This window comes from Archangium violaceum Cb vi76, from assembly GCF_000733295.1.
GTDB classification, from domain to species: domain Bacteria; phylum Myxococcota; class Myxococcia; order Myxococcales; family Myxococcaceae; genus Archangium; species Archangium violaceum.
Genome location: NZ_JPMI01000407.1, coordinates 1 through 14,253 on the forward strand (window position 1 = coordinate 1; position 14,253 = coordinate 14,253).

Consider the following 14,253-nt stretch of genomic DNA (forward strand, 5'->3'; position numbering starts at 1 on the left):
GAGCGCGCTCTCGAGGCAGGTCCTCGTCTCGCCTTCTCCTTTGCAAGCCACGGAGACGTGGAGCAGCGGGGGACGGCGGGTCTCTTCCGTGAGGAGGCGCTCGAGCTGGACCCGCTCCTGCTCCAGGAACAGACTCCAGAGCAGGAGCCTGGCATCGGCGTGCCCGGGCTCGAGGGCCGAGGCTCGCAGCGCCGCGTCGAAGCGAGCCTTCAGGGGCTGCTTCGAGTCCCCGGCCAGAGCCAGGAAGGGCTCGAGCGTGGGCCGCTCGGCCGAAAGCAGCTCGGCCTTCGCCCAGCCCTGGCTGTCACCGCAGCCGAGGCGCCACCAGCCGGAGCCGGCTTTCTCCTCGATGACGCACGCTGTCCCGATGGGTACCTGCTTGACCACCGTGGCTTTCGGGGAAGCCGTCTCACGCAGGTTGACCATCGACCCGGAGATGAACACCCGCTCGCGGGACATGGCGTCGGCGCGGGGCACTGGCTGACTGACGGAAGTGGCACCCGGTGTCTGCTCTGGCGACGCTCTCGACGCTCCTCCGATGAGAGCGGAGACTGCCGCGCATACCGCCAGGATTCTGTTGGAACTCATCTCGGTCCGAACCCCGCTTCGGAATCACCGTGCGCTGCTCTTGGGGGACCGGAAGGCGTGCATATGCGCCACCTCGTCGGTCATGGAGGACTCGATCATCGCCGTGCGCAGGGAGGGCAGGGGCCAGTGGTGAGGCACCGCGCTCTGCCAGGCCGCGTAGCTGGCCCGTGAGTCGGTGAGCCGCTCCGTGGCCTGCCGCAGGCGCTCCTCGTCCCCCAGCTCCGTGGCGGCCTTCTTCATGAGGTTGAGCCCCACGAGCCGCTCGACGATGGAGGACTCCTCGGCGAGTCGCGAGCCGATGCGCCACAGTGCCTCGCCCAGGTGCTGGCGCTCGATGGGCGTGAGCGTGTCTCGCGAGGCCTCGGTGCGCTTCTGGAGCAGCCAGGGCACGGGGCTGACCAGCGCCATCACGGCGACCGTGTACGCATGGTTCTCCGGGCGGGAAATCCCCGTGGCCTCGAAGTGGCGCAGCGCGTACCCGTTGAGCGAGATGAAATCGTTCTGGCGCCAGTCGCTCAGCTTGGACAGCGCCTCGAGCTCCTGAAGCTCCCGAGCCGTGAAGGGGGCCTTGTCGCTCGTTCCTTCCAGCAGGAGCAGGGCGCGAAGCTGCATGGACTCCGGGTAGTCGGCGGAGAGCGCGGCGAGGCGGGCGCGCAGGGAGGCTCGGAGCTGGGCGCGCACCGGGGCGGGCAGCTTGTCGCGCTCGATGTACTCGGCGATGGGGACGAGCAGCTCGGGGGGCATGACCACGGGCAGGTGTTGGATGAGCGCGCGGGCTCGCTCGGCATCCAGGGGCATCGAGAGCGCGACCACGAAGCGCTGCTCGGCCGAGAGCTCCTGTTTCCAGACGTCCTCGGGGCCGGGGCCCGTGGCGAGCGGCTCCTCCTCCTCCGGCAGCCAGGGCGACTCCCTGAAGTCGGGCCGGCCGATGCTGTTCCAGGCCTGGATGAAGGCGTCATGCCAGCCCAGCGAAGGCCGGGTGCGCCTGAGCGCGAGGAGTGATTCCAGCAGGCGTGGCTCGGGGCGCTCGGGAAGGGTCTGGCGCAGCGTGAGGATGTGGCTCGCCGCGCCGTCCAGGTCTCCGGCCTCGAGAGCATCGCAGGCGCGGGTGAAAAGGACGGAGGACGCGGGAGCCCGCGCGGAGGCTTCGGACGGAGTGGGGGCTGCCCGCGCTTCGAGACACAGGGGGCCGAGTGCGAGGATGAACAGGGCGCGGCGCAGGCTTCGCGTCAGGTGCCAGGCGCGGCCGTGGAGCGAGAGGACTCGTGTCATGTGTCCAAGCATAGCCGGTTCCGGGACGGGCGGCCGCGCCCCCTTCATCCCCTCCTCCGACTCCTCGGGATGGCGCGCTCAAGGCGACGAGGACTCGGCGTAGAATTCGGCCCGGCGAGCGCTGTAGGCGCGCCACTGCTCCTCGCAAAACGCCGCATAGGCCTCGGCGTCTTGGCTCGCGAGCCAGCGGTGCGCCGCCTGTGCGCTGAACAGGGCGAAGCTGATGCCGTGGGATGCAATGGGATCGAAGGCGAGGGCCGCGTCGCCGATGGCGATCCACCGCTCGCCAACGAACGGACGCCGCATCACTCCGCGGGCGTCGGTACCCCTGGGCCTGGCGTCCACGAAGTCATCGGGCGCGGCGATCCTCGGCAGGACCTTGGTTTCCGCCAGGAGCGCCCACCACCGCCGCGGCTCGCGTATCAGCGTGGCGGCGGTCTCCTTGTCACAGTGGAGGCAGGCGAGGGCGCGCCCCGCCGGCAGGAGACAGCCATACCACCAGCCCGCCGAGCCCGTCTCCGTCATCGTGCGGCGGTCCTTGAGCTGGGTTTCGCGTCCAACCGCCCAGACGCCGATGAGGGAGGGCTGTTGTTCTTCTCCGGCTCTCCACTCGCGAGTGGCCCAGGCGCGGCGGCCAGTGGCATCCACCAGCAGGTCGCCCGCGAGGGTCTCGCCGCTCGCCAGGGTGACCGTCCACCCCTGGGCGGTCCTCTCCCGTGCCACCGCGAGTCCGGGGTGGGCCCGTGCGCCGGCGGAGAGCGCCGCGTCGTAGAGCCGCTGATCGAATGCCTGGCGGTCGAGGCGGAAGTGCGCACCCCAGGGATCGCCGAGGTAGGACTTCGCCAGCGGCGGCCCATTCCAGGCGGTGAGGCTGCCGGGAATGGTCCAATGGGGGCTGTCTGGATCGAGCGGACCGGGCAGCGTATGGCGCCGCAGCCAGTGGGCAGCGAAGCCAGGCAGGCTCTCGCCGATCCGCTGCGCTTCGCGCTCGGGAGGCGGCCCGATGAGCGCCACCTCGTGGCCGTCCCGCGCGAGCAGGACGGCCAGGGCCGCCCCAGCGGTCCCCGCACCCATGATGAGTGTCGTCATCGCAGAGGGCTCATGGCGCGAGGAACACCGAGCTATTCCTGGTTCTTGTCTCCCCTTCGGGAGCGGAGGTTGATCACTGCCTGGCGGAACGCGTGGTCGCCAGCGCGGAAGTTGGCCTCCTGCTGCGCTGCCGCCCCTGGAGCCGTCGCCTTCGCCATCATCAGTCGCGCGACCTTCACCTGCTGCTGGGGCAGGGTTTCGACGTACATCACCTCGGGGAAGTCCGGATCGTCCTTCGGCCCAGGCACGCGGGCGACCAGCCCCTGCGCGCCAAAGGTCTTCACCATCTCCTGCATGACCACCTCGGGGCCGTCACCGGGCCGGCGGGCCTCGTCCATGAAGCGGTTCCAGCTCACTCGCCGGTTGAAGGCGGTGAGCCGCTCCTCTCGCGACTTGTTCTGGTCCATGACGATCTCGTAGTCCGCCTCGGTGAGCACATTGTTCGGGACCCGTGCCGGCCAGAAGGTGGGGAGAAACTCGTCGTAGCTCGGGGAGTACCCCGCCCGGCAGTAGGCCGTGTCGCCCTGCCAGGGCAGCCCCATCCAGCGGGTGATGTCTCCTGGCGACTGCTGGGTCAACGGTCCATTCGGAGCCAGTGCCTGCGCCTGGCTCAGCGTCGGCTCGAACGTGGGGGCCGGATCCTCGGGGCTCGCCGCGCGGAGACGGTAGGGCTCGCGGTACATGGTCGCGTGGCGCATCGGCCACGTCAGCTCGCAGCCCGGATGAAAGGCATCGGCGAGGCAAAAGAAGAGCGCGGCCTTGTCCAACATCGCCGGCTGTTCCGCCAGCGGCAGGTCGTCGAGCGAGGCGGGGGGGGCCGCCCCGGGGTCATAGCCCCCCTCGAAGTTGCCCGCGACCCAGCGCTGAAGGTGGAGGAGCTGCACCGGTGGGACCGCCAGCATGGTCCGCGGTGAAGTCTCGGTCTCGAGCTCACCGTCGAAGGCATCTCCGTAGATCCACGGCCAGACGCGCGGATCATTGACGGTGAGCGTGTAGGGCCGGAAGCTGTTGTAGAGGTTCTGGCGCAGCTCCCGATAGGGATCGAGCTGCTTGGAGGGATTGGCCGGATCCGGCCGCGGGGCCATGGCCAGTTTGCCGAGCAGTGCCGTGTCGGTCTGGAAATCCATCGCGCCGCCCGCGCCGAAGAAGGCCGCGAAGCCCTTGTTGACCCACTGCAGGTTGGACATGCGCGAGAGCTGCGGCAGGACATCTCGCTGGAAGCTGGTCCTCGGCGGGACCTTCATCATCCCGGCCTGGATCGCCGTGTCGGTCATCAGATCGTACATGGTCCGCCAACCGACCGTGTCCGGGGAGTAGTTCGGCGGGGCCACGACGCACCAGCCGCCGGTCACCGGGATCCGCTCGCCGTTGATCTCGACCTCCGCGGTCACCGGCCCGTCGCTGGTATCGTCATACCAGTCGTTGGAGTTGTTGAACCAGTTGGGATCCCCGGGGTTGACCAGACTCTTGCCGGTGGGCGAGGCCGACCTGCCATGCCCCCCGAGAACGATGAGCCGCCCCTTCTCGTCGGTCCGCAGCGAGCCGAGCGGAACCTTCACGCCGGTGAATTCACCGGTGTCGAAGGCGTGCTCGGCCCCACCTGAGACGCTGGCGCCGGAGATCGAGCGCGGTCCCGGATCGATGATGAGGATCGACCGATCCTGGACCTTCGGATTGCGACGGCTGAGCACCAGGTCCTTGGTCTCGGGAATGTCCATGGCGGTGACGAACTGAAACCAATCCGCCTTGCGGTTGACGAGGTGGACGGTCCAGGTGATGTCCGCGTTGTCGCTGTTGAGCTCGGAGACCACCTCGCCCGCGGCGTTGTAGCCGTAGAGCCTGAAGCGTTGCGCCTCGCGCTTCAGCGCACCGGTCTCGTCGCGGTAGAAATCACCGGATCGCCGCTGAATCTGGTCGGTCTCCGGCGACAGGAAGAAGGCGGTCTCGGCGTCGCCGACGCGGCATACCCCGATCCCCGGGTGGACCTTGGCGTAGGCGATCCGGGTGTCCTTGCAGGGGAGAGCGTCCATGAGTGGCTTGGGGTTGGCCGGCTCGCCATCGGGGATGCCATTGGTATTGCGGCGCAGCGCGGCGGAGGCGGCGTAGACCACCTTGCGAGCGGCGGCGATGGAGCCCTGGGGCTCGTGCTCCCGCGTCACCCGCCAGATGTTCCAGGCCATGTTCTCGCCGTATTCGGGCTGGCCCCGGCGGGTGATGTCTTGCTTTGGCAAGATCAGCTCCGCGACCGGCACGTAGGGGCTCTCGCTCTCCGGCCATGCCACGGTGGCGGCGTCGAGGGGCATGGTCTCCGGATGGGTGCGCAACTGGATCATGAAGGTGAAGCGCTGCTCGGACTCGGAGAGCTGACGCTCGAGATCACGAGCGAGGTAGGTTGGATCCGCCGGCTGCACGGACGGAGGAATCAGCTTTCGGGCAGGCTCGAGCTTGTACTTGACGTATCGCTCCGGGCCGAAGGCGAAGGGCAGGCAGCTCCAGTAGGCGGTCCCCAGGCAGGAGGCCACGGGCCGCTGCATCTGGTCGAGGATCTCCTGGGTTCGCGGGTGAGCCTTCAGCCACTCCTCCAGGGCGTTTGGGTTCGACCTGTCCAGGCTCGCCTGCGTGAACTCGCAGAACTCACGAGCCGTGTCGACGAAGAAGACGTCGATGTTCTGCAGGATGAAATCGAAGGTGGTCTCGTCCGGCTGGCCGAAGATCTTCGGGATCGGCGTGTCGAAGAGTTTGATGCCGACGCCGCAGGTGGTCTCCCAGTCGTTGCGCGTGGGCAGCGTGTCGGAGGAGAAGCGCACCCAGGCCGGGTAGGCCGTCCCGGCGAACAGGCCGACCCTCAGGGACTCCGGAAGGTCTGGACGGATCACGAATTCTCCCCTGGCGACGCCGTGCGGCTTGAGGAACACGGGACGCATGGCCGGGCACTGGCCCGCCTCGATGCGGCCGGCCTGGACCTGATCGACGAACATCTGCTCGAGCGAGGCGATCGGGTCCTCGGCACAATCGGCCCGGGAGACGTTGCGCTGCGGTGTAGCGGATGAAGATTGAAAGTGCTTCATGGTTGCGCTCCTGCTCGCATGTTCATGACGGCGACTCCAAGATACCTGAGCCTGCCCCGATTTCGCGGTGGCTCAGGAGATCGGCCGGATGGCCCACGCGCGCTGGAACATCCCCCTCTCCTTCCCCGCGCTCGATCCGCCGGACATCGACCCTCCACGCATAGGACGGATAGGAGCTCGAGGGAGTGGTGAGATACTGGGAGGGCAGCGGAACAGGGGCCTTCAACGAGGACCAGCGATGCCGTCCGCCAGTTCCCTCTGGTAGATGGCATCGACCTGGGCGAGCACATCGCCGGCCTGGTCGGTGAACCGCAACGGGGTGTCCTTGCCCTTGTTGATGAACCCCCCCGGCGTGCCCGGGTAGGCGCCGAAGGCGGCATCGTAAAGACGCGCCGCGCCATGAGTGGGGGGCGAGAAGAACAGGTGCGTCAGGGGCCGCAGCCAGCCCGGCATGCCATCGCCCGCGCTCATCGGGGTCTTGTTGGGACCAGGGCAGACGCTGCGGATCTGGATGCCCTCCTCCGCCAACCGGGGGGCGAGCTCCCGGGTCCACAGCGACAGCGCGAGCTTCGAGGTGGCATAGGGGCCGAACAACTTCCGGAGATCCGTGGGGTTCTCCAGCGTCCTGCTGTCGAAGCGCTTCACCGTCAGCAGTGCGTTCGAGGACGTGTTGATCACCGTCTTCGCCGCTCCCAGCCGCAGCAGCGGCTTGAGTGCCAGGGTGAGCAGGTAGGGCGCGACGGTGTTGACCTCGAAGTGCAGCTCCCTGCCCTGCTTGGAGCGGGCGCCCCCACCGACCGACACCCCGGCGTTGTTGAAGAGGACCTCGACGCGCGTCTCCTGCTGGAGGAGGAGCGCCAGCGCCGCGGACAGGCTGGCGACATCACTGAAATCCGCGCGGTACACGCGCAGCCGTCCGTCACCGAGCGCCGCGTCGATCAGCGCGTTCCCCGGGGCGAACCCGGACCGCACCAGCGCGACCACCCGTGCGCCACCCTCCAGCAGCTTCCGGGTCAGCTCGAACCCAACACCCGAGTTGGCACCCGTTACCACGACATTCATCCCTTGCATTGCGGGCCTCCCAGTCCTTGGTATCCAATGGAGACCAACACCCTAAAGGTGACCAGAAGGCACCCACAAGGAGGCACCTTTTTGAAACCACAAGATCGCTATCTGCCCCCCGAGGTCTGCCGCGAGGTGGGCAGCGTGCTCGAGTGCATCGGGGACAAGTGGACCATCCTGGTGATGCGCACCCTGGACGGCGGCAGCCTGCGTTTCAGCGAGCTGCGCCGCAGCATCAGCGGCGTGTCCCAGAAGATGCTGACGGCGACGCTGCGGGCCCTGGAGCGGGACGGCTTCGTGACCCGCACGGTGACGCCCACCGTGCCCGCGCGCGTCGACTACACCATGACCGACCTGGGCCGGGAGGTGATGGTGCCGCTCAACGCCCTGGCGACCTGGGCCCTGCGCAACCAGCACCGTGTGTCGGCGGCCCGCAGGTCCTACGACGCGAAGTCAGCCCGAGGAAAGTAGGACTCCACGCCATGTCCATGGGCGTCGACGCATCGGACGGAGAGGAGCCCTGTTGAGGGGGAGGGTTGGAGCGCAGGGGCCGAGCAGAGCGCCATGCGGGTGGAACGGATGATTCCTCGGGTACTCCGCGTCTCTTCCACTGGCTCTGTCGCGGAGCCCAGGCCCGTGGCGTGTTGCAGCACGTCACGGGCCGTCTTCTTCCCGCTCGCTTCCCAGAAGCACCAGGTGGGCTCTTGCCGCTCGGCTCGCCATTCCCTGCCTGGTGGGCCTTCTCACGCGGAGGTGGGTGAGGCGCGCCGGGTCCCTCCGAGGCCATGGGGCGCGTCCAGCGTCTCCAGGAACCGCTCCCGCGCCGCCGCCGCCGCGGCCTTCATCCGTGGCACCACTCCCGCCGCCACCGCCGACGGCAGGTTGGAGTGCACCAGGTCCACCTTCAGGAAGTCTTCCAGCATGGGCTCCAGCACCAGCGGAGGCAGCCTCCGAGCCAGCGCCAGGCCGCGAGGCCCCAGCAGCCCGCGGGCCTCGCACAGCGCCAGCGCCAGCCGGCTCTCCTCCACCTGGCCGATGCACTCGAAGGGGGTGTGCTCTCCCAGACCCACCATCCGCTGGAAGTGCTCCGCGTTCGCCTCCACCTCCAACAAATCCTCGCCGAACACGGCCTCCACCGGTTCGCGCGGCAGATGGGCCCGGCAGCTCAGCCAGACATAGGCGCACTTCGGACACCGGAGGCACCACGGCTTGCGGACGTTGCACGAGTGCGTCGCCGCCAGGGCATCCGCTTCCTGCCGCAGCAGCTCGAAGATGACCACGTCATGGATGGGCATCAGCACGCTGAACACCCCCACCTCCGAGAGCAACTCGCCGCGCACGTAGTCATTCAGCAGCCGCTCGGCCTCGTGGGACTTGCCCCACTGGTGGTTCACGTCCTCGCCCGTCCGAGCCCACACGAGATTGCCCCGGTTGGCGCTCGCCTCGTGTCCCAGCACCGCCCACGGGTAGCCCTTGTCCAGCAGCACCGGCAGCGCGCTGAAGATGGAGCAGGGGGTCTCCGCCGCGGTCAACGTCCGCACGCCCGCCTGCTCGCCATACAGCTCCAGCACCGGGGACTCCATGAAGTCCTCCAGCACCACCATGCGGTGCCCCCGCCTCGCCGCCCCCTTCTCCAGGAGCCGGTTCACCAACTCGAACTGCTGGCCCACGCTCCCGTAGATGTTCGAGGCATAGGCGAACGACGCGAACGGCACGCCCGCCCGCTCCAGCAGCCGCATGGACACCAGGCTGTCCTTGCCTCCCCCGCAGAAGAGCAGCACCTCCTCGGCCCGCACCTGCCTCGGGAGGGGCGCCACGCCGTCTCCCACCGGCTGGCTCACCCACTCGGGGCCCGGCTCGTGCGGCAGCCCGTTCTCGTAGCGCCACTGTGCCCAGACCTTCTCGAAGACGCGCCGCCACAGCCGCTCCAACGTCCGCGTGTGGTGGTGCGCATACGCACCCAGGTCCAACCAGCGCGGACGCAGGCTGGCGATCTTGTTCATGTCGAAGAGCGCCGCGTGCACGTGGAGCCGCTCCATGAAGTCCCGCCCGTAGCGCTCCTCCAGCCCCAGCAGATCCACGTCCGGGTACCAGTTCGCCGTGGAGAAGCGCAGCCCATCCAGGCTGTACCTCAACGCCACCTGGTGGCGGCTCCACTCCACGGACTCCAGGCGCAACGTTCTCTCGGGAAGGGTCATCCTCGGGCTCCTGGCCTCTCCGTATACTCCTACGACTCGCGCATGAGAGGAATGGGGACAAGGTCGAGGGCAGCGGGGGGGAGCGGAGAGGAAGAGGAAGGCCGCTGACGGGCGTCCACGAGAAGTGCGCCATGCCGGTGCACCCCGGGTGGAGCCCCCTCGGGGCACACGCGTGCCCTCGCGCTGGAGCCGGTCGCACACCTCTCCTCCTCTCCTGCTGTCTGGGGGAGTCCGTGAGCGCGCCGCCCAGGGCGGACATGGCCGGGCTCTCCGTCCCGAGCGGCGGCACGCGCAGGGACTTCAGCGCGGTGAGGGCGCGGGCGTAGGAGACCGCGTTGCCGCTCGTGCCCACGGCGAGGTCGTCGCAGCAGTGCTCGCGCTCGACGCGGCTCTCGTGCCCTTGGGCACCTTTCATTGGCTATCGCGAGCTCGGATCACGAACCGAGAGATGTCTTGAAATGCGTTGACGCACTGTGATTGATTTTCGAGACTCGAACCTTCGTTGTCCTGGGGCGAACCACATACGAGGAGTGACGAGAGATGAGCAGCTCCGAAAATTATGATGTCATCGTTGTTGGCGGTGGGGCCGTTGGCCTGGCAGCCGCCTACCATGCCTGCAAGGACAACGCGCGAGTCCTGGTCCTGGAGCAGTATGAGTTCATCAATCAGCTCTCCAGCTCCAATGGCGCGACGCGCCAGTTCCGCCTCCAGTACGCGGAGGCCTATATGGCGGTGATGGTCCAGCAGGCGATTCCCTTCTGGGACGAGCTGCAGACCCATACCCAGGAGACGTTGAGGACCCGGGCAGGCAGCGTCTGGTTCGGCGACCCAGACGTGGAGAGCTCGGAGGGGCAGATACAGGGAGCCATGGAGGTGATGAAGCTCCTGCGCATCCCGTTCGAGCCGCTGACGGCGCAGCAGATCGACGAGCGCTACGATTTCAAGAATCTGCCCGGGAACTACACCGGCTTTCTCCAGCCCGACGGCGGCACCCTCAATGTGCCAGGCACCCTCCGGGTCATGCTCGAGCAGCTCGAGGCCAGTGGCCGCGCGACGCTTCTCCCTCGGCAGAAGGTGACGCAGGTGCGGTCATCCTCCGAGGGCGTGTCGGTCACCACCGCCTCCGGCACGTACCACGCGGGGAAGCTGGTGGTGACCGCGGGGCCCTATACCAACCAGGTGCTGGCGCACCTCGGAACCCGCCTGGACCTGATCATCTGGCAGATGGTGTCCTGCTACTTCCAGAAGAGGGCGCCCAGCGTCGACTTCCCGTCGTGGTACGTGTTCGAAGCGGAGCGGCCGGAGGATCCCGGAGTCTACTACGGCTTCGAGGAGGTGAGCTGGTCCCATCCCGGTTACATTCGCGTGGCACCGGCCTTCGCCAACCACGTCATCGAAGATCCCTCCGAGCACACCCCCCTGCCGGACGCGCGTGACATCGCGCTGACGTCGCAGTGGGTGACGAATCATATGCCCGGGCTCGAGCCACAGGCGTGTTTCACCAGTTGGTGCATGGCCGCCCTCCCGGGGGATGACGAGAAGAAGATGTTCCTCGACTTCGCGCCGGCGTCGGTTGCGAACAACGACAACATCGTTGTCTTCGCGGGTGGCTGGGCGTTCAAGTTCGTGCCGCTGCTGGGGCGGATCTGCGCGGATCTCGCCTTGAAAGGGAGCACCCGCTTCGACATCTCCCACTTCAAGATTCCCGCGGTCCCCGGGCCCCGGGTCAGCCTCGCCGCGCGCCGCGGGCGCCGCCTCCCCTTCTAACCCCTTCACCCCTGGAGAGTCATTTCGATGCCAACTCAAAAGCAATCAAACAAGGATGAAGTCCTCGGGCGTACCCGCCGGCTCCGTGAGCTCCCCGAGCCCCTGGAGTTGGACGTCGCCATTGTCGGGGCCGGCGTCTCGGGCCTCTACTCCGGGTGGCGGCTCATCGCCAGCGAGTTCACCGGCGGCTCCAATCCCAAGCCAACCACGGCCATCTTCGACATGGGCGACCGCATCGGCGGAAGGCTGTGGTCCGCCACGGAGCTGCCAGGACTCCCCGGCGTCGTCGGAGAGATTGGGGGGATGCGCTACATGGAGTACAAGCCCGATAAGCGGACGGGCCAGGGGATCGTCACCAGGCTCATCGAGAAACTGGGGATGACGCCCGTGGACTTTCCCATGGGCAGCGCCGACAAGAACTTGAACTACCTGCGGGGCAGGCGCTTCGTCGAGAGCGACTGGCAGAACATGACGTTGAGCCCCTGTGGCTCGAGCGGCGGCTCGAGCCGTGGCTCGAAGGAGGCGCTCATCAACCCGTACAACCTCCGCCCGGAGGATCTGGGCAAGAGCCCGGATGCGCTCTTCACGAAGATTGTCACCAACGTCCTCGAGAAGAACAACACCCCCCTGCCCAACACCCGTGAGCAGTGGGATGGCATCAAACCCCAGCTCAAGTATTACCAGGGGCCAGACAAGGGTGTGCGCCTGGAGGAGATGGGTTTCTGGAACCTCATCCAGGAGGAGCTGGGCGGAGAGGCGTACGAGATGCTGTCCCAGGGAGGGGGCTACTATTCCAACACCATCAACTGGAACGCCGCCGAGGCGCTCCCGTATGTGACGGGCGACTTCGGCGCCGAGGTGAGCTACAAGACGATCAAGGGGGGCTTTGATCAGATCGCGCTGAAGCTGGCGGAGGAGTACCTGTCGAGCGGAGGCTCCATCCACCTCCAGAGCCGGCTCATCACCTTCCAGCGCGCGGGGGCGGGGGAGGGCACTCGCAAGTACCGGCTCACCTTCCGGGATGTCCAGACCCAGAGAGACTCCCATGTCTACGCGGATCGCATCATCCTGGCGATGCCGCGCCGGTCGCTGGAGCTGTTGAGCGAGAGCAATCTCTTGTTCACCTCCGAGGGCAGCGAGCTGCTGCTGCACAATGTCCGCTCCGTCATCGGCGAGCCTTCCTTCAAGCTGCTGATGATCTTCCATGAGCCGGGTTACCCCAAGCCGTGGTGGGAGCGCAGCAAGTGGAACCTCGAGTCGGGGCGCTCCATCACCGACCTGCCCATGCGCCAGTGCTACTACTTCGCCAGCAACCCGGACACCGAGCACGCGCTGATGTTGGCGAGCTACAACGACATGAGCACGGTGGGCTACTGGAAGACGCTGGAGGAACCGGACGCGGGCCGGATCAATCTGGAGGGGGTTGCCAGGCGCGTCCACGGTCACAAGCGCTTCGAGCCCAAGCTCGTGTCCCAGGCTTTCAAGGACACCTTCAACAAGGCGCGCGCGGAGTACGAGCAGGGCCCAGAGCGCATGGTGAATCATTCGCTCGAGCAGCTCTCGGAGCTGCACGACCTGCAGGTCCCCACGCCGGTCTTCACCATCTACAAGAACTGGAACGATGATCCGTTCGGTGGCGGGTATCACGCCTGGAAGGCCTGGTACGACGTGGGCTCGGTGATGAAGTACATGCGGCGTCCGCTCCCCGACGAGGAGATCCACGTGTGCGGCGAGGCCTACAGCGATCAGCAGGGCTGGGTGGAGGGCGCGCTCTGCGTGGCGGAGCTGATGCTGCAGGAGCACTGCGGCGTGGCCGCTCCCGCGTTCCTGGGTGACTACTACCTCGGACGTTGAGCGGCATCCAGCCTCGCGCCTGGCTGTTTTTCAGTGCGGCGGCGGCCCGGTTCCGGGCCGCCGCGATGGGGCTCCGGGAGGGGGTCGGTTTTGGTGTCGCCAGGGGGTCAATCTTGCTGTCGCTCAACGGGCGCCCGCGCGCCCTCGTGGGACGCGCGGGCGGGCCCTGCTCATGCCGCCTTGTTCTGCGCGGCCTCGAGAGGCTCCGGCGGCGAGAGCTCGACGGACTTGGGGTAGGGAATCTCCAGGTTGTGGGCGTTGAAGCTCTCCACCAGGAGCATGTGCAGCACTCGCTTCACCTCGTAGTGGCACCCGGGGGAGACCTTCGTCTCGATGCGGATCCGCAGGCAGCTCTCGTCGATGGTCTCGATGCCCATGACCATGGGCGCCTCGATGACCTTGCCCGGCAGCAGCCCGGGCACCCGGCTGCTGGCCTCGGTGATGACCTGGAGCGCCAGCTTGAGGTTCGACTCGTACGCCACGCTCATCTCCACCACGGCCAGCGTCCAGCCCCGGCTGTAGTTGATGACGTTCTTGATCTCCCCATTGCGCATGATGTGCAGGCGCCCGAAGCGATCCCGGATGCGGGTGACCCGGGGGGTGATCTCCTCCACCACGCCCTCGGTCTCTCCGATGCGGATGTAGTCCCCATTGAGGATCTGATCCTCGAAGAGCAGGAAGACGCCGTTGAGGAGATCCTGCACGATGGTCTGGGCCCCCAGGCCCACGGTGAGGCCCACGATGCCGGCGCCCGCCAGGATGGGGGTGGGATCCACGCCGAGGTCGCTGAGGACCATCATGCCGGCGCAGAAGTAGATGACGTACTTGACGATGCTCTGCAGCAGGCTGACGAACGTCTGGCGCCGGCGCAGCACATCGGCGGTGGACATGGAGACGGTGGTGCTGGAGCCCAGCAGCCGGAAGAGCAGGACGCGGCTGAGCTCGACCAGCACGCTGGCGGCCAGGAACATCGACACGACGCGGATGAGGATGGGCCCGTAGGGCGCCACGGGCTCCAGCGTCTGGAACTTGCGGACGATCAGCGTCGCCACCGAGATATAGGTGATGGCCTCCAGGCTCTTCTGGCCCACCGGCAGCAGCCTGCGCAGGGCGGCGTAGTACTCCTCGAGCCGCGTGCCCTTGCTCTTGTCCTCCCAGGAGGACACCATCCGCTCGGACATGAAGTAGAGCAGGAACACGAGCGCCCGCCCGCCCGTGACGAGCAGCAGGATGTACAGGAGGGTGGAGAGCAGCCACTCGAGGGGGCCCGGGAGGCCCAGGGCCGGGAGCGCCAGCTGCACCACCGAGTGGGCCAGCGCGAAGTTGATGACCGAGGGCAGGCTCTCCAGCAGCTT

10 protein-coding genes are annotated in these 14,253 nt (G+C 67.4%); 3 read left to right on the forward strand and 7 right to left on the reverse strand.

Annotated features, from left to right (window positions below):
* From Q664_RS49285 to Q664_RS49305, 5 genes are all read right to left on the reverse strand, one after another.
* On the reverse strand, positions 1 to 477 hold a 477-nt coding region (locus Q664_RS49285), incomplete at its 3' end, for an SH3 domain-containing protein (RefSeq protein ID WP_043413840.1).
* 135 nt (positions 478 to 612) lie between these two features.
* Entirely contained in the window at positions 613 to 1,860 is a 1,248-nt protein-coding gene (locus Q664_RS49290) for a hypothetical protein (protein WP_052519672.1), read from the reverse strand.
* Between the two features lie 78 nt (positions 1,861 to 1,938).
* Entirely contained in the window at positions 1,939 to 2,949 is a 1,011-nt protein-coding gene (locus Q664_RS49295; protein WP_043413842.1) for an NAD(P)/FAD-dependent oxidoreductase, read from the reverse strand.
* A 32-nt stretch (positions 2,950 to 2,981) separates the two neighbouring features.
* Entirely contained in the window at positions 2,982 to 6,017 is a 3,036-nt protein-coding gene (locus tag Q664_RS49300) for a LodA/GoxA family CTQ-dependent oxidase (RefSeq protein WP_200883885.1), read from the reverse strand.
* A gap of 222 nt (positions 6,018 to 6,239) precedes the next feature.
* On the reverse strand, positions 6,240 to 7,088 hold the full coding sequence (locus Q664_RS49305) for an SDR family NAD(P)-dependent oxidoreductase (RefSeq protein WP_043413845.1): 849 nt from the start codon (positions 7,086 to 7,088) through the stop codon (positions 6,240 to 6,242).
* Between the two features lie 81 nt (positions 7,089 to 7,169).
* Between Q664_RS49305 and Q664_RS49310 the strand changes: the two genes are divergently transcribed.
* Positions 7,170 to 7,550 (forward strand): winged helix-turn-helix transcriptional regulator, encoded by a 381-nt coding sequence (locus Q664_RS49310; RefSeq protein WP_047859541.1) that lies wholly within the window; start codon positions 7,170 to 7,172, stop codon positions 7,548 to 7,550.
* 272 nt (positions 7,551 to 7,822) lie between these two features.
* Here Q664_RS49310 and Q664_RS49315 read toward each other — a convergent pair whose 3' ends face one another.
* Entirely contained in the window at positions 7,823 to 9,277 is a 1,455-nt protein-coding gene (locus Q664_RS49315; protein ID WP_052519673.1) for a MurL C-terminal domain-containing protein, read from the reverse strand.
* A gap of 540 nt (positions 9,278 to 9,817) precedes the next feature.
* Here Q664_RS49315 and Q664_RS49320 point away from each other — a divergent pair.
* A complete protein-coding gene (locus Q664_RS49320; protein WP_052519674.1) occupies positions 9,818 to 11,044 on the forward strand; it encodes an FAD-dependent oxidoreductase in 1,227 nt (408 codons plus the stop codon).
* 27 nt (positions 11,045 to 11,071) lie between these two features.
* The gene (locus Q664_RS49325) at positions 11,072 to 12,898 is read left to right on the forward strand and encodes a flavin monoamine oxidase family protein (RefSeq protein WP_084610982.1); all 1,827 of its coding nucleotides are present in this window, start codon (positions 11,072 to 11,074) and stop codon (positions 12,896 to 12,898) included.
* 170 nt (positions 12,899 to 13,068) lie between these two features.
* Here Q664_RS49325 and Q664_RS49330 read toward each other — a convergent pair.
* On the reverse strand, positions 13,069 to 14,253 hold a 1,185-nt coding region (locus Q664_RS49330), incomplete at its 5' end, for a mechanosensitive ion channel family protein (protein ID WP_052519676.1).